The following is an 18,364-nucleotide window of genomic DNA, read 5'->3' on the forward strand; positions in this document are numbered from 1 at the left end:
CCGGCAGGTGAGGGGACTATAATGCGCGTCCCATGCAAGGCAAGCTGGCTTAGCGGAAGCTGAGCGAGGTTTCCATGGCGCGCTTGCCGGCAATCACCAGCACGCCCCATTGCTTGCCCTTGATGTCGTAGTTCTTGGGCAGCTTTCCGACCGGCATGTCGAGCGAATAGCTGTCGCCGTGCTGCGTGGCGTTCTGTCCGTCAAACAGCACGTGCCCTTCCGGCCCCGTTACGATCACCTGCGGCGGCGTGGTCGAACCCGGCGGCAGCTTGAGCTTCAGCGACAGCACGTCCTTGTTGTCGCTGATGGAATGGTCGGCGACCGCGAACTCGTCGGACGGCGCTTCAGGGATCTTGGACGCGGCGGCGTTGAGGATCATCGCTTCCTGCACCGGCGTCCCACCCACGGTCTCAAGCTTCAGCGTGAAATCCGCCTGGAACGGAATGCAGATATTGCGGCAGAGGCCGACGAATGCGGATGCCGTCAGGTCCAGCGGCTGGCCGGGTTGGCGCACCTTGAGCTCGAACGGCAGCGATACCGGATGGTCGTAGCCAAGATCGCGAAGCTCGCCATTGTCGATCCGCTTCGGCACCGGGTAGGAGACACGCGTCAGTGTCGCACCATCCGCCTCGGGCAGCATGATCTGCGGCGGAATGCCCGCATCACCCGGCTCACGCCAATAGGTGATCCAGCCGGGCCGCGGCTCGATCTGCAACGCACCGCGCACCGTCCCGTCGGGCTCAGGCGGCATGGCGACAATGCGCATCCGCCCGCCTTCATTGGTGGCCCAGGGTGAAATTTCCGCATGGCAAACGCCGGCCATGCCAAGAGAACCGGCGACGAGGGCGGCGGGCGCCAGTTTCATGAGGTTTTTCAACCGGGAGTGCGTCATTGCGTTGCATGTAACGCAAGAGGCAGGCCGAGGCGAGTCACGACGCATCCATCGCAATCATATTCCGTTGATTGGATATGTCGGGTGCCCCATGTTCATTATCGTTTTTTGATATAAGCTCGAGGAATAAAGAGTAGAGGCAGCGAGCGTGGCCGGAGGCAGTATGGTTTTGTCGACCCTCAAGCACGATAGGGAGCGCGGCTTCCTGGACGGCCAGTTCCTCATTGCCATGCCCGGCATGCAGGACGGCAATTTTGCGCGCGCAGTGGTCTATATCTGCGCCCATTCCGATGCCGGCGCGATGGGCTTCATCATCAATCGCGCCCAGGAAATATCCTTTACGGACGTCCTCCTGCACCTGAAGCTCATGGAGGAGGCAGACACGATCATGCTGCCTCAGCCAACCCGCGACATTCCGATCCTTGCCGGTGGTCCGGTGGAAACCGGTCGTGGCTTCGTGCTTCATTCGGATGACTTCACCAGCGAGTCCTCCGTGCCGGTGAGCGAGGATATTTCATTAACGGCAACGCTGGATGTCATCCGCGCTATCTGCGACGGGCGTGGCCCGGCACGCGCGACCATGCTGCTCGGTTATGCCGGATGGGGCCCCGGACAGCTGGAGATGGAAATTGCCGCCAATGGCTGGCTCAACTGCCCGTCGACGGATGAGCTGATTTTCGACACTGCTCTCGAGGAGAAATACGAGCGGGCGCTGGCTCTCCTGGGCGTCAGCCCGGAGATGCTCTCCAGTGAAGCTGGCCACGCCTGACGCGGCCTAACGCTTATTTCGACAAGAGCGGAACGAAGACTCCGGACCCGCGTTCTCTTCTGGCAAGGCGCGAGAAAGCGCCGCAAAAATGAGGAGTTACGTTATGGGAAGCACCAGCGACAAGATGTCCGGCAAGGCCAATGAACTGGCTGGCAAGGTCAAGCAGGCTGCAGGCGACATGACCGACGACCACAGCCTGAAGGCAAAGGGTGCCGGCCAGGAAGCCAAGGGTCACGCACAGCAGGCCAAGGGCAATCTGAAGCAGGCCGCCAAGGATGTTGTAGACCGCGCCTGACGGTCACAACTGCATATTCTTTCAAAAACCTGTTCCGGTTCGGCTGGAGCAGGTTTTCTGTATGGGCAAGCCAGAATGGATCTCACCGATGCGCCTCTACGACTGTGATCATTGCGGCCAACCGATTTTTTTCGACAACCGCTCCTGCGTGAACTGCGGTCATCGGCTTGCCTTCGTTCCCGAACAGCTTGCCATGCATGCGCTGGAACAGGAGGACGGGGCGGAGGGCACCTGGCATCTCATCGCCAAGCCGGAGCACAAGGTGCGGCTTTGCGCCAACGCGGCCATGGACGTCTGCAACTGGACGGTTCTTGCCGATGATCCGAATCCGTTCTGCCCGGCCTGCCGCCACAATCGCCTCGTGCCCGATGCATCGACGGAGGAGGGGCTCAATCAGTGGCGGCGCATCAGTCAGGCGCAGCGGCATCTGTTTTATTCCCTGATGCGCTGGAACCTGCCGCGCACCAACCGGGAAGAAGATCCGGAAGGCGGCCTGGTGTTCGATTTCCTCGTCGACGAGGTCAAGGAGGATGGCTCGGTCGTGCCCGCGATGACAGGCCACGAAGACGGCCTCATTGCCATTCGTGCGGCCGAAGCCGATGACCTCACGCGCGAGCAGGTTCGGGTTTCGATGAACGAGCCGTACCGCACGATGCTAGGGCACTTCCGGCACGAGACCGGACATTACATCTGGGACAAGCTGGTGCGCGACGGCGGCAAGATCGAAGAATTCCGCGCCGTCTTTGGCGACGAGCGGGCTGATTACGGTGAGGCGCTACGGCGCAACTACGAAGAAGGCCCGCCGCCGGATTGGCAGCAGTTCCATATCAGCACCTATGCCAGCACCCACCCCTGGGAGGATTTCGCCGAAAGCTTCGCGCACTATCTCCACATCGTGGATACGCTGGAGACGGCGCGCGCCTACGGCATGTCGATCGAGCCGCGCCGGCATGAGGAGCTTGCCGCCGAGGTCGCCTTCAACCCGTATAATGCAAAGAGCGCCGAGCAGCTTGTTTCGGCCTGGATCCCGTTCAGCGTGGCGATCAACAGCCTGCACCGGTCCATGGGTGTCCCGGACCTTTATCCCTTCATCCTGACGCCGGCGGTGGTGGAGAAGCTTGAGTTCATCCACCAACTAATCCATTCGGCGCGTCAGGCGCCGGGAGCGGTCACGCCCGCTTCGTCAGCGGAAAGCGCTCCTTCAGGAGCTTGATCACTGCATCGGCCGGGGCGGGCGGGCCGAACAGGAAGCTCTGGCCGAAATGGCAACCCATCTTGGCGAGATCTGCCGCATCGTCGTCGGTTTCGATGCCCTCCGCCACCACGGTCATGTCGAGCGCGCGGGCCATGGCGATGACCGAGCGCAGCAGGATCGTGCGCTTTTCCGCACCGCCGCCGACCAGTTCCTTGTCGAGCTTGATCGTGTCGAACGGGAACTGGGTGAGGCAGGCGAGCGATGAGTAGCCGGTGCCGAAATCGTCGAGCGCGAGGCTCAGGCCCGTTTCCTTCAGCTTTCCGAGAACAAGCCGCGCCTGTTCCGGGTTTTCCATCATCAGCGATTCAGTGAGTTCCAGCTTCAACTGGTGCGGGTCGATCTGCGTCTTCTGCAGCAGCGTGCGCACGTCATTGTAGAGATCGGCGTTGAGAAGCTGGGCGCTCGAGAGATTGACGGATACGAAGACAGGAAGATCACCCGTCTGCCGCTGCCAGTTCATCAGGTCGGTTGCGGCCCGGTCCATGGCAAACAGCCCGAGCGGTCCAATGAGATCAGAAGTCTCCGCGATCGGGATGAATTCCGATGGCGGGATTGGCCCGCGCTTCGGGTGGTCCCAGCGCATCAGTGCTTCGAAGCCGGCGATCTCACCGTCCTTCAGCCGGATGATCGGCTGGTAGGCGAGCGACAGTTCCTTGCGCTCGATGGCGCGGCGAAGATCGGTCTCGATCTGCAGCTTGTCGGTTCCGGCGGAGCGGAAGGCGGGGCGGAACGGTTCGACTCTATTGCCGCCGCTGCGCTTGGCCCGATACATGGCAAGCTCCGCATCGGCCAGCATGCCGACGGCGCTTTCCTGCTGGTCCACCCAGGAGGCAAGGCCGATCGAGGCGGTGAGGATGATCTCGCGGTTGGCGAAATTGATCGGCACCATGATCGCCTTGGAGACGGCGTCGGCGAACTCCGCAACCTTGGCTGGATCGCGTTCCGAAACCAGGATCAGGCCGAACTGGTCGCCGGCGAGCCGCGCAAGCGTATCCTGCGGCTTCAGCAGCCGGCGCAGGCGCCGCGTCAGCGCGATGAGGATATTGTCGCCGGCAGCAATGCCGAGGCTGTCGTTTACCTGCTTGTAGCGGTCGATATCGACCGACATCACTGTTGGGCGCACCGTCTCGCCACCCGGTGCGAGCGCCAGCACGGCCTGCAGACGGTCAAGGAAAAGCTGGCGGTTCGGCAGGCCGGTGAGGTTGTCGTGCAGCGCATCCTGCAGTAGCCGCTCGACGGAATTCTTCTGTTCGGTCACGTCGACGATGGTGCCGACGCAGCGAATGATTTCGCCGTTCGAGCCAAGCACCGGACGCGCACGAATCTGCAGCCAGTGGAAATGACCATCTTCGGCACGCACCCGGAATTCGTGGTGCAGGCGGCCGCGGCGATGCTCAAGCAGCACGTCGAGCGTCGCCCGGAAACGGTCCCGGTCGTCCGGATGCAGCCGCGGCACCCAATTGCGCACCGCGCCGTCCATGGAGCCTGGCGCAAGGCCGAGCCGTAGCGAGATATCCGGTGTGGTGACGACGCGGTCGCGTGCCACGTCCCAATCCCAGACCGTGTCGCCGCTGCCGGTCAGCGCCAGCGATTGCCGCTCGAGGTCCGAGAAAAGCCCCTGCTGGTAGGCGCCGCCGGCAAAGGCGTGCTGCATGACCGTGAAGCCGATCAGGAGCACGATCAGCACGAGGCCCCCGCCAAGCGCCGGCTGGATGATGTCGTTGTCGAGCTTGCCCATCACGGTCAGCCAGCCGCCGAACAGCCACACCAGGATCAGTGCCCAGGTCGGCACGAGCAGGATCGCCCGATCGTAGCGGTTGAAGCCGAGATAGATGATGAGCAGGATGCCCGCCGTACCGGTCAGCGCAAAGGAGATGCGCGCGATGCCGGAGGCGACGGACGGATCATAAACCGCGACACCGCCAAGCAGCACCAGGCCGACGATCCAGGCGAGCGTCGCGTAACCAAGGTGCACGTGCCAGCGGTTGAGGTTCAGGTAGGTGAAGAGGAAAATCACCAATGAGGACGCGAGGGCCACTTCCGCGCCCGCCCGCCATATGCGCTGGTCGCTCGAGGTAATGGTGATGAGCTTGTCGAGGAAACCGAAATCGACGCAGATATAGGCAAGCACCGCCCAGGCGAGCGCCGCCGCGGCCGGCAGCATCGAGGTGCCCTTGACCACGAAAAGGATGGTCAGGAACACTGCAAGCAGGCCGGCGATGCCGAGCACGATGCCGCGATAAAGCGTAAAGGCGTTGACCGTGTCCTTATAGGCGTCCGGCTGCCAGAGATAGATCTGCGGCAGTGACGGCGACGTGAGTTCCGCAACAAAGGTAATAGTCGCGCCGGGATTGAGCGTGATGCTGAAGACGTCGGCATCCGGGCTGGGCTCGCGATCCAGCGCGAAACCTTCCGACGGCGTGATCGAGATGATGCGCTGCGACCCGAGGTCCGGCCAGAACATCTTGGAGTTCACCAGCCGGAAATGCGGCGCGACGATCACCCGTTCCAGCTGTTCTTCGGAAACGTTGGAGAGCGCAAAAACAGCCCAGTCGCCCTGGTGACCAGGGGAGCTTGCGCGCACTTCGATACGCCGGCGAATGCCGTCCGAACCCGCAGCTGTCGAGACCTGAAAGGCCTCGCCCTGGTTGGTGTAGATGTCGGTGGTGCGGGTAAGATCGAGCGCCGTGTCGTCCCGCGAGATTTTGACCGGCTCTGCGGCCGATGTGCTCGAAGGTGCGAGCAACGCAATCAACGGCAAAAGAAGGACGACGATCGCTGGAAACAGGCGAACCAGCGATGCGAGGCGGGATCTGCGCATGGTCATGGCTTTTGGAGCTTCCTCGGATCACCGTCTTCGGACAAGCGGGAGAACATCACGTGATCGCGCCATTCGCCATTGATTTTGAGGTATTTGCGCAAAAGACCTTCCCGTTCGAAGCCGGCCTTCTCGAGAAGCCGGATGCTTTTCCAGTTTTCCGGAATACAGGCTGCCTCGATCCGGTGCAACTGAAGTCCGGTATAGATGTAGGGGATAGCCACCTGCAATGCGGCCAACATATGGCCCTGACCGGCATATCGCTCGCCCATCCAGTATCCGATCATGCAACTCTGCGCAGCACCGCGGCGGATGTAGCCGATCGTCAGTCCGCCAACGAGGATCTCGTCCTCTCGCCGGAAGACAAGAAGCGGTACGGCAAGGCCGGAGGAATATTCCTGGCCGCTGCGCACGACACGGGCGCGAAAGGCGCTTTCGGTCAGCTCGTCACTGCGCCAGATCGGCTCCCACGGCTGCAGGAAGTTGCGGCTTTCGGAGCGCAGCCGCTGCCATTGCTTGTAGTCGCCATAACGGGGGAGGCGGAGCAGATGGTTTTCGCCAAGAAGCTCGGGCGTTTCCGGCTGTCGCGAAAGAAACCGAAACACCGACTTCGACATTCTGCTGCGCTCCGGGCAGGTGTTGCCGGATTAACCGGCAGCCTTCTTGGTCTCGATGCCCGGCGAAGACAGCGCTGCGGTAATCTCCGCCAATGGCGCCAGTTGTTCGATCGGACCGACCGCTGACAATGTCGGAACTGTATCGAAAAACAGCCGTCCGGCAAGGTCCGTCAGGCGCTCGGTGGTGAGGCCCGCGAGCCGCTCCATCATCTCGTCATTGGGGATCGGGCGGCCATAGAGCATCATCTGCCGGGCGATCTGTCCGGCGCGCGCAGCCGGGCTTTCCTGTCCCATCAGAAGCTGGGCGCGGATCTGGGCGCGGGCCCGGTCGATTTCCTGCTGGTGCACCGTTTCCGAGCACTTGCGCAGTTCATCGAGGATCACCGGCACGAGTTTCGGTAGGTCATCGGCGCCGGTCGCGGCATGGATGCCGAAGATGCCCGTATCGGAGAAACCCCAGTGGAAAGCATAAACCGAGTAGCAGAGGCCACGGTTTTCGCGCACTTCCTGGAAGAGGCGCGAGGACATGCCGCCGCCCAGGATGTTCGCCAGAAGCTGCGAACAGTAGAAGTCGCGCATGTGGTAGGCCTTGCCCTCAAAGCCGATCAGTACCTGCGCATCCATGAGGTCGCGAACCTCGCGAACCTCGCCGCCGACATAACGGGCGACGTCAAGGACCGGCTGGGCGCTCGGCTTGGTCGGCAGCTTTGCGAACCGCGTTTCCACCTGCTTCACGAAAGCATCGTGATCAACGGCGCCGGCGGCCACCACGAACATGCGGTCGGTGGTGTAGTTGCGGGACAGGTAGTTGCGGATCTGGTTCGGCGTGAAGCTCTTGACGGTTTCCGGCGTTCCCAGGATCGGGCGCCCGAGCGTCTGGTCGCGGTAGGCGACCTCGGAGAAGCGGTCGAAGATCACGTCGTCCGGCGTGTCGTTTGCCGCGCCGATTTCCTGCAGGATCACGTGTTTTTCGCGCCGCAACTCCTCCTCGTCGAATTCCGACTCGGTAAGGATGTCGGCCAGGATGTCGACGGCCAGCGGCACATGGTCTTTCAGGACGCGGGCATAATAGGAGGTGGTTTCGGTCGAGGTCGCGGCATTGAGTTCGCCGCCGACGTTTTCGATCTCTTCGGCGATGTCGCGGGCGCTTCGGCGGCTGGTGCCCTTGAAGGCCATATGTTCCAGAAGATGGGCGATCCCGTGCTCATCTTCCGTCTCGTTGCGCGATCCCGACTTGATCCAGACACCCAGCGCGACGCTCTCCAGATGCGGCATGTTTTCGGTGACGACAGTCAGGCCGGAGGCGAGCCGAGTGATTTCTACAGTCATATCTTTTCTTTCCGGCGCCGCCGATACTTAGCACTCAAGCGCGGGCATGCTGGTCGATGAAGGACTCGACGGCCTTAAGCTCAGGCTCCAAGATATCGAAGCGCTCCTCCCTTTGCATAAGATCAGCAAGCCATGATGGAAGGGGTGGATCAATTCCGCAAGCGGATTTTACCGCGGCCGGGAATTTGGCCGGATGTGCGGTTGCAAGGGTCACCATCGGGCTCAGCGGCCGGGCGTTCTTCTGCGCCACGAAGACACCGGTGGCAGTATGGGGGTCGAGAAGGTAGCCGGTGGCGTCGAGTGTTTCGCGAATGGTCGCGGCAACCTGGCGTTCGGTGGCGCGGCCGGCGCGGAACTCGCGCTTGATCGCCTTCAGCGTGTCCGGCTTGATCTCGAAGGCGCCAGACTGTTTCAGGCTTGCCATGGACGAGCGCACGGCGGCGGCATCGCGGCCGTAGGATTCAAACAGCAGGCGTTCGAAGTTGGACGAGATCTGGATGTCCATCGAGGGCGAAGTCGTCGCCTTGACGCCCTTCATCTCGTAGCGACCGGTCTTCAGCGTGCGCGCCAGGATGTCGTTGTCATTGGTGGCAATCACCAGCCGGTCGATCGGCAGGCCCATCTTCTTTGCCACATAGCCAGCGAAGATGTCGCCGAAATTGCCGGTCGGCACCGTGAAGGAGACCTTGCGGTCCGGTGCGCCGAGCGCCACGGCCGAGGTGAAGTAATAGACCACCTGCGCCATGATGCGCGCCCAGTTGATCGAGTTGACGCCCGACAGGCTGACGCGCTCGCGGAAGGCGACGTCGTTGAACATCTCCTTCACGAGGTTCTGGCAGTCGTCGAAATTACCCTCGACGGCGAGGGCATGGACGTTGCCGGCCTTCGAGGTCGTCATCTGCCGCTGCTGGACAGGGGAAACCTTGCCATGCGGGAAAAGGATGAAGATGTCGGTGCGCTCGCGGCCCGCGAAGGCATCGATCGCCGCGCCGCCGGTATCGCCCGAAGTGGCCCCGACGATGGTTGCCCGTTCGCCGCGCTCGGCCAGCACGTAGTCCATCAGCCGCGCAAGCAACTGCATGGCAACGTCCTTGAACGCCAGCGTCGTGCCATGGAAGAGCTCAAGCACGAAGTCGTTCGGCCCGACCTGCACGAGCGGCGCCACGGCCGGGTGCCGGAAGGTGGCATAGGCTTCGCCGATCATGTCCTTGAGCTTGTCGTCGGGGATCTCGCCGTCCACAAAGTGCTTCAGGACTTCGAAGGCGACTTCCTGGTACGACTTGCCGCGGAAGCCGCGGATCTCCTTCTTCGAGAGGGTCGGCCATTCACGAGGCACATAAAGACCGCCGTCCCGGGCAAGGCCGGCCAGAAGCGCATCACGAAATCCGAGGGCTGGAGCTTCGCCCCGGGTAGAAATGTAGTCCACGACCTTCAATCCCCAATCGATTTTTATTCGCGCCGCTGATATAGACCATCGAAATGGGTGGTGAAAGACCGGATTATGACGCTCCGGTTCGCCAAGAACCATGACCGTATCGAGGTCATCACTGGGATGGAAGAGGGTTGAGTAGCGTGTCTGGCAAGTTTTCGCGTGGTCTTCTGGCGGTTTCCCTGGTAGCGGCTCTTGCAGGCTGCAACTCTTCTTCCCCAACCGAAGGCCTGGCACCCACGGCCCAGGCATCCGCCCAGCCGGCCGCAACCCCGGTTGTCCAGGCCTATTGCCCGCAGGTCGTCATGCTTGAGCAGACGGCGATCTACCAGGCTTATGCCCGCGGCGGCGAAAAGACCCCGGAAAAGCTTCTCTACCAGGCCTCGCTCGCCGATGCGACGCGCCAATGCACGGCAAACGAAACCACCATGACGATCAACGTGGTCGCACAGGGCCGTCTCGTGCAGGGCCCGGCCGGGTCGCCCGGTCCCGTGACGCTGCCGGTCCTGGTCGAAGTGCTGGACGGTGACACCGTCGTTTCCTCCCAGAAGGTCGCCTTCCCGGTGGATATTCCAGCCGGTGCCACGCAGTTCATCTTCAACAAGCCGGACGTGCAGATTCCGAACAGTCAGGGTGGCGCTTCGCGCTTCACTCGCGTTCGCCTTGGCTTCGACACCGGCACCACGACCAAGCGCCCGAACCGTCGCGGCTGATGGTTTGCTCGACGCCGCATTACGCCCGGCGTTAAAGCCTGATTAACCATAAATTCCTACCCTGACGAATGTATCGCGGAGGGCTCGAGCCCTCGGCGTCTTCTGACGTTAGGGAATGAAGCAATGGCTGAGGCGAAGGATTCGGGCGCAAGACCACGGCTGCGCCTTTATTCGGCGCTCCTGTCGCTCGCTGTCCTTCCTCCCTTGACAGCCGTGGCGCAGTCCACTTGGACCGGCGCCGGCGGCAGCGATTTTTCCGATGGCGCCAACTGGGATACTGCCCCGGCGGCGCCCGGCGCCGGTGATGCCGCGGTCATTCCGTCCGGTACGCCCATCGCCGGCAGCAGCGCCGAAGTGCGCACTCTTGATGTCTCCGGCGGTACGCTGAAGGTCGATGCAGATCTCACCGTATCGGATGGCACCCAGATCTCCGGCACGGGCCGCGTCGAGGTTTCGACCGGTGGCGAATTGAACTCCAATGTCGGATTGACCGGCGGTTATCTTGGCGTCTCCGGCACGCTGGCCGGCGATGTGGACGCTTCCGGCGGCACCTTCATCAACGATGGCACTGTCGACGGCCAGGCCGGGATCAACGGCGGCACCCTCACCAACAACGGGACGCTCCGGGATCTCGGCATCACATCGGGCGGCATCGTCACCAACAATGCGACGGCCACCGTGACGGGTGCGACCGGTGTCGAGAACGGATCGCTGACCAACAACGGTGCGCTGAATGCGGTCGATGTTGGCTCCGCCGGCATCTTCACCAACAACAGCGGCGCAACGGCCGGCGCCGTGACGAATGCAGGGACGGCATCCAACGCCGGCAACGTCTCCTCACTCAACAATACCAACGGTTCATTCACCAACGGCTCGGGCGGCACCATCACCGGCAACACGACCGTCGCTGGTGGCACGGTCACCAACAACTTCGTGGTGACGGATGTCGACGTCGCGGAAGCCGCCGCCTTCATCAATAACGCGGGTGCAACTGCCGGAGCGGTCACCAATGCCGGGACAAGCTCGAACGGCGGCACGATCGCCTCGCTCGATAATACCGGCGGATCGTTCACCAACAACAACGGCGGTACCATCACGGGCATGACCACGGTCACGGGGGGCACGGTCACCAACAACTTCGTAGTGACGGATGTCGACGTTGCGGAGGCCGCTGAATTCGTCAACAATCTCGGTGCGACGGCCAGTGTCGTCACCAATGCCGGCACCGCCTCGAATGCCGGAACGGTCGCGGCACTGACGAACACCGGTGGCACCTTCAGCAACAATGCGGGCGGCACCATCACCGGAACCACCACCGTCACCGGCGGCACGGTGACGAACAATTCGGCAATGGCGGACGTGGACGTCGCGGCAGGCGGCACCTTCGTCAACAATTCCGCCGGTAGCGCCGGTGCCGTGAGCAATGCCGGAACGGGCTCGAACGACGGCACAATGACCTCGCTCACCAATGCCGGCGGCAGTTTTGCCAATACTGGCACGATTGCGGGCGCAGCCACCGTAACAGGCGGCACGGTGGTGAACGACGGCACAGTATCTGGCACGGTCGCGATCTATACTGGCGGCATCCTGGCGGGCACGGGGTCCATCGGTGGGCTGACCGTCGGGGCAGGGGGCGTCGTTTCGCCGGGACCGGGTTTCGCGACGATCAGCGTTACCGGTGACGTCACCTTCGAGGCTGACTCCACTTACCGCGCCGATATCGATCCTACGGGTCTCTCCGATCGCATTGACGCAACCGGTGCTGTGACCATCAACGGCGGCACGCTCCAAATCTTCGCCGCAAGCGGCAGCTACGCGCCGACCACGATCTACACTCTGCTGACCGGCAGCAGCGTTTCCGGCGAATTCGACACGGTGACGACTGATCTCGCCTTCCTGTCTCCCACTGTGACCTATGGGGCAGGCGACGTCTCGCTGGAAATCGAGCGTAATACTGTCGCCTTTGCCGATGTCGCCGATACCGCCAATGGTCGCGCCACCGCCGCTGCAGTCGAGGCGCTGGACCCAACTGATCCGCTGTTCAGCTCGATCCTGCCGCTCGACGCCGGCACCGCCCGTTCTGCCTTCAGCCAGCTCAGCGGCGAGACCCATGCATCACTGAAGAGCGCGCTGTTCCAGGATAGCCGCTTCCTGCGCGACACGATCATCGACCGCGCTACCGGTGCTGCACCAACAGTCGAACTTGGCGGTGGCAGCCTGTGGTTAGCGACTTTCGGCGCTTCCTCGCGTTTCGGGAGCGACGGCAATGCGTCCGGCTTTACCGGCCGGACCGGTGGCTTGGTGGCAGGTGCGGATGGCGAAGTTGTTGATAGCCTTCGACTTGGCGGTCTCTTGGGCTACAGCCAAACTTGGGCAGGGCGCGAGGCAGATGTCGAGAGCTACCATGCCGGCCTCTATGCCGTTGCCGACTGGCAGCCGCTGACCTTCACCGGTGGCGCGCTTTATGCCTGGAATCAGGTCTCGACGGACCGCTCCATCGATTTCGGTAACTTCTCGGATCGCCTGAAGGCCAATTACGACAGCCGCACGGCGCAGGTGTTTGGCGATCTCGCCTGGACCGTACCGGCTGGCGATGTCGTGCTGCAGCCCTTTGCCAATCTCGCTTATATCCACCTCGATACCGACCGCTTTACCGAAAGCGGTGGCGCAGCGGCCTTGACCGGACGGGGCGGCAGCGAGGGGATTGGCCTTGCGACGCTTGGCCTGCGCTGGTCGGCTGATATTCCGGGTGAACTTCCGGCGACCTTCTCCGGCATGTTCGGATGGCGCCGTGGCGTCGGTGACCTAGCGCCATCAACGGCGCTAGCCTTCGCAGGCGCAAGCCCGTTCATGATCGAAGGTGTGACCTTGGCGCGCGACAGCGCCGTCGTTGAGGCGGGCGTCACCGCGCAACTGTCGAGAACCGCGCGATTGAAGTTCACCTATAGCGGCGAGTTCGCCGGCGATCTCGCCGCGCATGCGCTCAAGGCCAATCTCAGTGTGGATTTCTGACCGCGGTCAGAGCGCGCCTTCCCATTCCACCAGCGCGGAAACCACCGCCGGCAGGTCGCTCATGCGCGAAATCACGGTTTCGGCGCCGGCATCGGTCAACCGATCGGCATGGCTGGGATAGGTATGTGACGCGCCGGTAAAGCCGACGACGCGCATGCCGGCCGCCCTTGCACCATGGATGCCGTGCACCGAATCCTCGACCACCAGGCACTTGTCCGGTGACACGCCGAACTGCTTTGCACCATGCAGGAAGATGTCGGGCTTCGGTTTCACGCGATCGGCGCCAAGATCCTTGGCGGAAAACACATGCGGCGCGAAATATGGCTTCAAGCCGACCTTTTCCAGCATCATGTCGAGGCGGTGCGAGCTTGAGTTCGAGCAGATGCAGCGCGGGGTGGTGAGCCGCGACAGCGCGAACTTGACGCCGTCAATGATCTTCACGTCTCGCGCCAGCCTTGCGTCGAGCAGCTTTTCCGACTTGTCCAGCAGCGAGGCCGACAGCGGGATGTTCGCTTCCTTTTCCACCTGCAGCAGGATGTTCTTCCAGGTCATGCCGGCAAAGCGCTCGCCCATTTCCTCGACGCTGATCGGATAACCCGCCTCCGTCAGCAGCCGGGATTCGACCTGGGCCGCAATGATTTCGGAATCGACGAGCACGCCGTCACAGTCGAAGATGATGAGGTCGAAACCGCTCATGGAAGATGCCTTGTCCTGGAAATTGGTCACGGGCCTCTTATACCGCCGGCCGCCAAAGCTCAATCGACAGTCCTGCATGGCTGCTGTCAGCGGGGCGAGGAGCCGGTTCTAGAGGGGAAACAGCGAAAGGAACCGACGCTCGCCTTCGGGCGTGAACAGCACTGCGCGGCTTTCACTGCTGCGCCGCGCCCAGCCGTTGTCGAGGAAGTGCTGGAACAGCGCCTTGCCAAGCGTGCCGGCGAGATGCGACCGCCTTTCGCTCCAATCGAGGCACGATTTACAGAGTGGCCTGCGACTTGGCGCAAGCTTTTCCAGGTCTATGCCGAGTTCGCTGATGGCCTGCCGTCCGCTCTCCGTCACCGCCAGGTTCTCGCCATCCGTTTCGATCACCTCGCGGGCGATGAAGCTGTCGAGGATCCGTACGCCGTAGTCTCCGGCAAGGTGGTCGTAGCAGACGCGCGCCTTGCGCAGAGCCGGATCCTTGGGGCCCGGCCGTTGGCGCAGATGCCCTCGGCTGGCAGCAAAACCCATGATGCTTTCGAGCAGGCTACCTGCCGCCGCATCCGCCAGGGCAAAATACCTGTGCCGGCCCTGCTTGCGTTGGGTGATCAGCCCGCCGTCCTGCAACTTTGAGAGGTGCGAGCTTGCGGTCTGCAGCGAGACGCTGGCCGCTTGCGCCAGCTCCGTTGCGGTCAGCGCCTGGCCACCCATCAATGCGGTGAGCATGTTGGCGCGGGCGGGGTCGCCAATCAATGTGCCGATGCGGGCAATGTCCGGACCTTCCTTCATACTTCGATCCTAACCGAAGCATCCACGTTCCGCAATGTGCGAGAACGAGGCGGCACGAAGGAGTGAAGACCATGATTACCTGTTTCATCCGCTACGAAATCGACCCGTTCAAGCGCCAGGCTTTTGCAGACTATTCCCGCAACTGGGGGCAGTGCATCCCGCGATGCGGTGCCGATCTCATCGGTTATTTCGGGCCACATGAGGGTTCTGCCACCACGGCTTACGGCGTCTACAACATCGAAAGCCTCGCCGCCTACGAGGCTTATCGGCAGCGTCTGTCGGCCGACCCCTTGGGCAAGGAAAACTACGTTTTCGCCCAGCGCGAACGCTTCATCCTCAAGGAGGACCGGATCTTTCTCAAGAACCTTTCCACCCCACACCTCGAAGGGACCAAGCCATGATCGCGGTCATCTTCGAAGTCTTGCCTTACCTCGGCGAGCGGCATCGCTACCTTGATCTTGCGGGCGACTTGCGCGCCGAGCTCGAGACGATCGACGGCTTTATCTCCATTGAACGCTTCGAGAGCCTGACGACGCGCGGCAAGCTGCTGTCCTTGAGTTTCTGGCGTGACGAGGAAGCCGTGAGCGCCTGGCGCAATGTCGAGGCGCATCGGGCGGCGCAGAAGGCGGGCCGGGGCGGCATCTTTGCCGACTATCGCCTGCGCATCGGCCACATCGTGCGGGACTATGGCATGATTGAACGGGCAGAGGCGCCGGCCGACAGTCGGGACGTGCATGCGGTTTAACGGTTGGTGCCCATTAGAACACCCGGACTGCGGAGTTTTCGATTTTTTCCTTCAGGCGCGGATGGAGGCTGCTGCGCGTTGTCGCATCGACATCCGTCGACAGTTCGTCCTCCAGAAACAGTTTGATGCCGACGAGGTCGACCAGAGAGAACTTCCTGGACGGGTCATAGTCGATAAACAGGTCGAGGTCGCTGTCTGGGCCTGCCTCGTCGCGCGCGACCGAGCCGAAAAGGTAAAGCGACGTCGCGCCGAGCGCCCGCACGGCCTCCGCACGCTGTTTGAGCTTGTCGAGCGCTTCTTCCTTCCTCATGGCCCTGAATGTAGCGCGCTTGGGGCCGTCATGCCAGCGGGCACATTTTTCGCGAAATCGGACACGGCTTCAGGCTTTGGTAACCAAAGTAGGTAACCATAACAGCCAGTAAACGAGTATAGCGTAGCGAGTAACCAATGGCGGCAGTTCTTCCTCTGGCTGATCTGAAAAAGCAGGTTCGCCCGGCGACATGGATCAACACCATTATCAAGGGCGACTGTGTTGCCGCCCTTGAAGCCCTTCCGGACCACTCCGTGGATGCGATCTTCGCGGACCCGCCATACAACCTCCAGCTCGGCGGAAGCCTGCACCGGCCGGACCAGTCACTGGTCGATGCCGTGGACGATGAGTGGGACCAGTTCGCTTCCTTTGATGCCTATGATGCCTTCACCCGCGCCTGGCTGCTCGCCTGCCGCCGCGTGTTGAAGCCGAATGGCACGATCTGGGTGATCGGCTCCTACCACAATATCTTCCGCGTCGGCGCGATCATGCAGGACCTGAACTTCTGGCTCCTCAACGACATCGTCTGGCGCAAGACCAACCCGATGCCGAACTTCAAGGGCCGTCGGTTCCAGAATGCCCATGAGACGATGATATGGGCGAGCCGCGACGCGAAGTCGAAGGGTTACACCTTCAACTACGACGCCCTGAAGGCCGCCAATGACGACGTCCAGATGCGCTCCGACTGGCTGTTCCCGATCTGCTCGGGTGGCGAGCGCTTGAAGGGCAACGACGGCAAGAAGATCCACCCGACCCAGAAGCCCGAGGCGCTGCTGGCGCGCGTCATCATGTCCTGCACCAAGCCGGGCGACGTGGTTCTCGATCCCTTCTTCGGCTCCGGCACCACCGGTGCTGTTGCCAAGCGCCTTGGCCGCAACTTCGTCGGCATTGAGCGCGAACAGGATTACATCGATGCGGCTTCCGCCCGCATTGCTGCGGTCGAGCCGCTCGGCAAGGCCGAACTGGTCGTAATGACCGGCAAGAAGGCCGAGCCGCGGGTTGCCTTCAACGTTCTAGTGGAAAGCGGGCTCGTAAAGCCCGGCCAGGTCCTGACGGATGCCAAGCGTCGCTACAGCGCCATCGTGCGCGCCGACGGCACGCTTGCCGCAAACGGGGAGGCGGGATCGATCCATCGCCTCGGCGCCAAGGTGCAAGGTTTTGATGCCTGCAACGGCTGGACGTTCTGGCATTTCGACGACGGCAAGAGCCTGCGGCCGATCGACGATCTTCGCGCAGTGATCCGAAACGACATGGCAAAGATGGACTGATCCACCGGTTCTGCCAGGTCACGAATTCCTTGTCCGGTTTTGTACCTCTAGTCCCGGACGAGGAAATTGACGCCCGGGGGGTTGACCCGGGCGTCATTTTCCTTCCAGACTTGCATCGTCATCAGAAAAAGCGTGTCCGGCGAAGCCTCACGCGATCCGACAGCAGCGCACAACTGCTCGTCAAGTAGATGCCGCTGACCGCTTCCACCAGCGACATCGGACCGTCCGCCTCGAAACTCTCCTCGGTTTCATCAGCGTTTTCTGTCTGGGCATAGCGGATGACCACCTTCACCGAGCGTCCGGTACGAGAGAGGCTGACGACCTTCCCCAGGTCCTGTTCGATGGCAAACGAAAACACCCGCACGAAATCCGTCTCATCGATGCTCGTTTCACCGGACAGCGGGTTTTCGGGGTGCAGGAAAGTGCGTTCATCCATCGAGATTGCAGGCCGTAGCACGCCGCAATCGCGGCAAGGCGATTTCTGTTGACTCTTTATCGAGCTATCTGCGATCCGTCGTCTATTTCCGGTTGTGGCTCGTCCTGATGCTGCGGCTGCGCGAGTGCGCTCGATGTATGTAACTGGTGATTGCAATGGCAGAAATAGTCCAAAAACATTCACTTGTAAATGGCCTGCTGCTTGGATGCGTGTGCCATGAAGCTTGAGGAGGGCGTCGCCGAAGCGATCACCAAGAGGCTCGAAAAGTTCAGCCCGAAATGGCGGGAGCTTTCGGAGCAGCGCCGCGATATCGCGGCAAAGATGGTGATCCTCTGCGAAATGGCCGGTGGGCGGGACAAGGCCGCCGCCGCACTTGATGTATCCGACAATACCATCGACAACTATCGCCATGGCAGCCGCGAGCCGAAGCACAGGGTACTGGCGACGCTGCTGGGGCATGTCGACCTGCCGCTGTCGGCGCTGACGAGCCGGTGGATCTTCGAAGGCCAGGATCTGCGATTCCTCGACCCCGACGGCACGATCTCCGACGAGCCTACGCCAGCCGCACGATATGACGACCCGCCGGTCGCTTATGTGCCGGGTTATGATGAGGTGGCGCGTCCGCAAGGATTTGCCGAGCCCGACGAGCTCACCACCTCGGCGCTGTTTCCGTGGTACCGGAGCCTGCTCAACCTGGAGCCGAAGCAGGTGCTGCCGGTGATCGCCCCGGATGCTGCGATGGAGCCCGCCATACCAAAGGGCTCGCCGGTCTTCGTGGATATCGGCGATCGTCAGCTCACCGATGGCGCAGTTTATGTCGTCGATCTGGAGGAAAACCGCTGCATCCGGCGCGTACGCCGGATGGGCAACGGCAGCGTTCAACTGTTGGCGGAAAAAGGCGAGGCCTATCCGCCGAAGCGGATCAAGAAGGCGGACGTGCCCCGCCTTCAGGTTGTCGGCCGGGTGCGGTTCCCGGACGTTGGTTAGGCGG

Annotated in this window: 18 protein-coding genes; 9 read left to right on the plus strand and 9 right to left on the minus strand. The window is 62.2% G+C overall.

Going from position 1 to position 18,364, the window contains the following annotated elements; genetic code table 11:
- Positions 1 to 49: 49 nt before the first annotated feature.
- Positions 50 to 865: a protein-disulfide reductase DsbD domain-containing protein gene (locus CYG48_RS02225; protein ID WP_245450387.1), complete on the minus strand. Its 816-nt coding sequence runs from the start codon at positions 863 to 865 to the stop codon at positions 50 to 52.
- A 190-nt stretch (positions 866 to 1,055) separates the two neighbouring features.
- On the opposite strand from CYG48_RS02225, the gene CYG48_RS02230 reads away from it, so the two are divergent.
- The 3 genes from CYG48_RS02230 (at position 1,056) to CYG48_RS02240 (ending at position 3,169) form a co-directional block, all read left to right on the plus strand.
- The gene (locus tag CYG48_RS02230; protein WP_118848889.1) at positions 1,056 to 1,661 is read left to right on the plus strand and encodes a YqgE/AlgH family protein; all 606 of its coding nucleotides are present in this window, start codon (positions 1,056 to 1,058) and stop codon (positions 1,659 to 1,661) included.
- Positions 1,662 to 1,764: 103 nt separating this feature from the next.
- On the plus strand, positions 1,765 to 1,956 hold the full coding sequence (locus tag CYG48_RS02235; RefSeq protein WP_118848890.1) for a CsbD family protein: 192 nt from the start codon (positions 1,765 to 1,767) through the stop codon (positions 1,954 to 1,956).
- Between the two features lie 88 nt (positions 1,957 to 2,044).
- On the plus strand, positions 2,045 to 3,169 hold the full coding sequence (locus CYG48_RS02240) for a zinc-binding metallopeptidase family protein (protein ID WP_118851445.1): 1,125 nt from the start codon (positions 2,045 to 2,047) through the stop codon (positions 3,167 to 3,169).
- On the opposite strand, the gene CYG48_RS02245 is transcribed toward CYG48_RS02240, so the two are convergent.
- From CYG48_RS02245 to thrC, 4 genes are read right to left on the minus strand one after another with little or no spacing between them, the layout of a single operon-like run.
- Positions 3,126 to 6,032 carry an EAL domain-containing protein gene (locus CYG48_RS02245; protein WP_445304346.1) on the minus strand — a complete coding sequence of 969 codons (2,907 nt, stop codon included), beginning with the start codon at positions 6,030 to 6,032 and terminating at the stop codon, positions 3,126 to 3,128. The two genes, CYG48_RS02240 and CYG48_RS02245, sit on opposite strands and share 44 nt — an antisense overlap.
- 2 nt (positions 6,033 to 6,034) lie before the next feature.
- On the minus strand, positions 6,035 to 6,646 hold the full coding sequence (locus CYG48_RS02250; protein WP_118848892.1) for a GNAT family N-acetyltransferase: 612 nt from the start codon (positions 6,644 to 6,646) through the stop codon (positions 6,035 to 6,037).
- 30 nt (positions 6,647 to 6,676) lie between these two features.
- The gene (locus tag CYG48_RS02255; RefSeq protein ID WP_118848893.1) at positions 6,677 to 7,975 is read right to left on the minus strand and encodes a M16 family metallopeptidase; all 1,299 of its coding nucleotides are present in this window, start codon (positions 7,973 to 7,975) and stop codon (positions 6,677 to 6,679) included.
- Between the two features lie 34 nt (positions 7,976 to 8,009).
- Complete coding sequence (thrC, locus tag CYG48_RS02260) at positions 8,010 to 9,401, minus strand: threonine synthase (RefSeq protein ID WP_199925188.1); 1,392 nt, start codon at positions 9,399 to 9,401, stop codon at positions 8,010 to 8,012.
- A 146-nt stretch (positions 9,402 to 9,547) separates the two neighbouring features.
- Here thrC and CYG48_RS02265 point away from each other — a divergent pair, with 146 nt between their 5' ends.
- Together CYG48_RS02265 and CYG48_RS02270 are read left to right on the plus strand one after the other, a co-directional pair.
- On the plus strand, positions 9,548 to 10,117 hold the full coding sequence (locus tag CYG48_RS02265) for a PilZ domain-containing protein (RefSeq protein ID WP_118848895.1): 570 nt from the start codon (positions 9,548 to 9,550) through the stop codon (positions 10,115 to 10,117).
- A gap of 123 nt (positions 10,118 to 10,240) precedes the next feature.
- Positions 10,241 to 13,129, plus strand: a complete 2,889-nt coding sequence (locus tag CYG48_RS02270) for an autotransporter outer membrane beta-barrel domain-containing protein (RefSeq protein ID WP_118848896.1) — start codon at positions 10,241 to 10,243, stop codon at positions 13,127 to 13,129.
- Positions 13,130 to 13,135: 6 nt separating this feature from the next.
- Here the strand turns inward: CYG48_RS02270 and CYG48_RS02275 are convergent, their stop codons facing one another.
- A complete protein-coding gene (locus CYG48_RS02275) occupies positions 13,136 to 13,825 on the minus strand; it encodes an HAD family hydrolase (RefSeq protein WP_118851446.1) in 690 nt (229 codons plus the stop codon).
- A gap of 108 nt (positions 13,826 to 13,933) precedes the next feature.
- Complete coding sequence (locus CYG48_RS02280) at positions 13,934 to 14,614, minus strand: ArsR/SmtB family transcription factor (protein ID WP_118848897.1); 681 nt, start codon at positions 14,612 to 14,614, stop codon at positions 13,934 to 13,936.
- A 71-nt stretch (positions 14,615 to 14,685) separates the two neighbouring features.
- Between CYG48_RS02280 and CYG48_RS02285 the strand changes: the two genes are divergently transcribed.
- Both CYG48_RS02285 and CYG48_RS02290 read left to right on the plus strand, forming a co-directional pair.
- Complete coding sequence (locus CYG48_RS02285) at positions 14,686 to 15,015, plus strand: NIPSNAP family protein (protein ID WP_118848898.1); 330 nt, start codon at positions 14,686 to 14,688, stop codon at positions 15,013 to 15,015.
- On the plus strand, positions 15,012 to 15,359 hold the full coding sequence (locus CYG48_RS02290; RefSeq protein ID WP_118848899.1) for an antibiotic biosynthesis monooxygenase family protein: 348 nt from the start codon (positions 15,012 to 15,014) through the stop codon (positions 15,357 to 15,359). Before CYG48_RS02285 ends, CYG48_RS02290 begins: the two co-directional genes overlap by 4 nt.
- 13 nt (positions 15,360 to 15,372) lie before the next feature.
- Here the strand turns inward: CYG48_RS02290 and CYG48_RS02295 are convergent, their stop codons facing one another.
- Positions 15,373 to 15,669: a nucleotidyltransferase family protein gene (locus tag CYG48_RS02295; RefSeq protein ID WP_118848900.1), complete on the minus strand. Its 297-nt coding sequence runs from the start codon at positions 15,667 to 15,669 to the stop codon at positions 15,373 to 15,375.
- Positions 15,670 to 15,806: 137 nt separating this feature from the next.
- Between CYG48_RS02295 and CYG48_RS02300 the strand changes: the two genes are divergently transcribed.
- Positions 15,807 to 16,937, plus strand: a complete 1,131-nt coding sequence (locus CYG48_RS02300) for a site-specific DNA-methyltransferase (protein ID WP_118848901.1) — start codon at positions 15,807 to 15,809, stop codon at positions 16,935 to 16,937.
- 121 nt (positions 16,938 to 17,058) lie between these two features.
- Here CYG48_RS02300 and CYG48_RS02305 read toward each other — a convergent pair whose 3' ends face one another.
- Complete coding sequence (locus CYG48_RS02305) at positions 17,059 to 17,373, minus strand: hypothetical protein (RefSeq protein ID WP_118848902.1); 315 nt, start codon at positions 17,371 to 17,373, stop codon at positions 17,059 to 17,061.
- Between the two features lie 216 nt (positions 17,374 to 17,589).
- Here CYG48_RS02305 and CYG48_RS02310 point away from each other — a divergent pair, with 216 nt between their 5' ends.
- Positions 17,590 to 18,360 carry a S24 family peptidase gene (locus tag CYG48_RS02310; protein WP_199925189.1) on the plus strand — a complete coding sequence of 257 codons (771 nt, stop codon included), beginning with the start codon at positions 17,590 to 17,592 and terminating at the stop codon, positions 18,358 to 18,360.
- Positions 18,361 to 18,364: the final 4 nt, after the last annotated feature.

The sequence above is a fragment of the Neorhizobium sp. SOG26 genome, assembly GCF_003491345.1.
Classification (GTDB): Bacteria; Pseudomonadota; Alphaproteobacteria; order Rhizobiales; family Rhizobiaceae; genus Neorhizobium; species Neorhizobium turbinariae.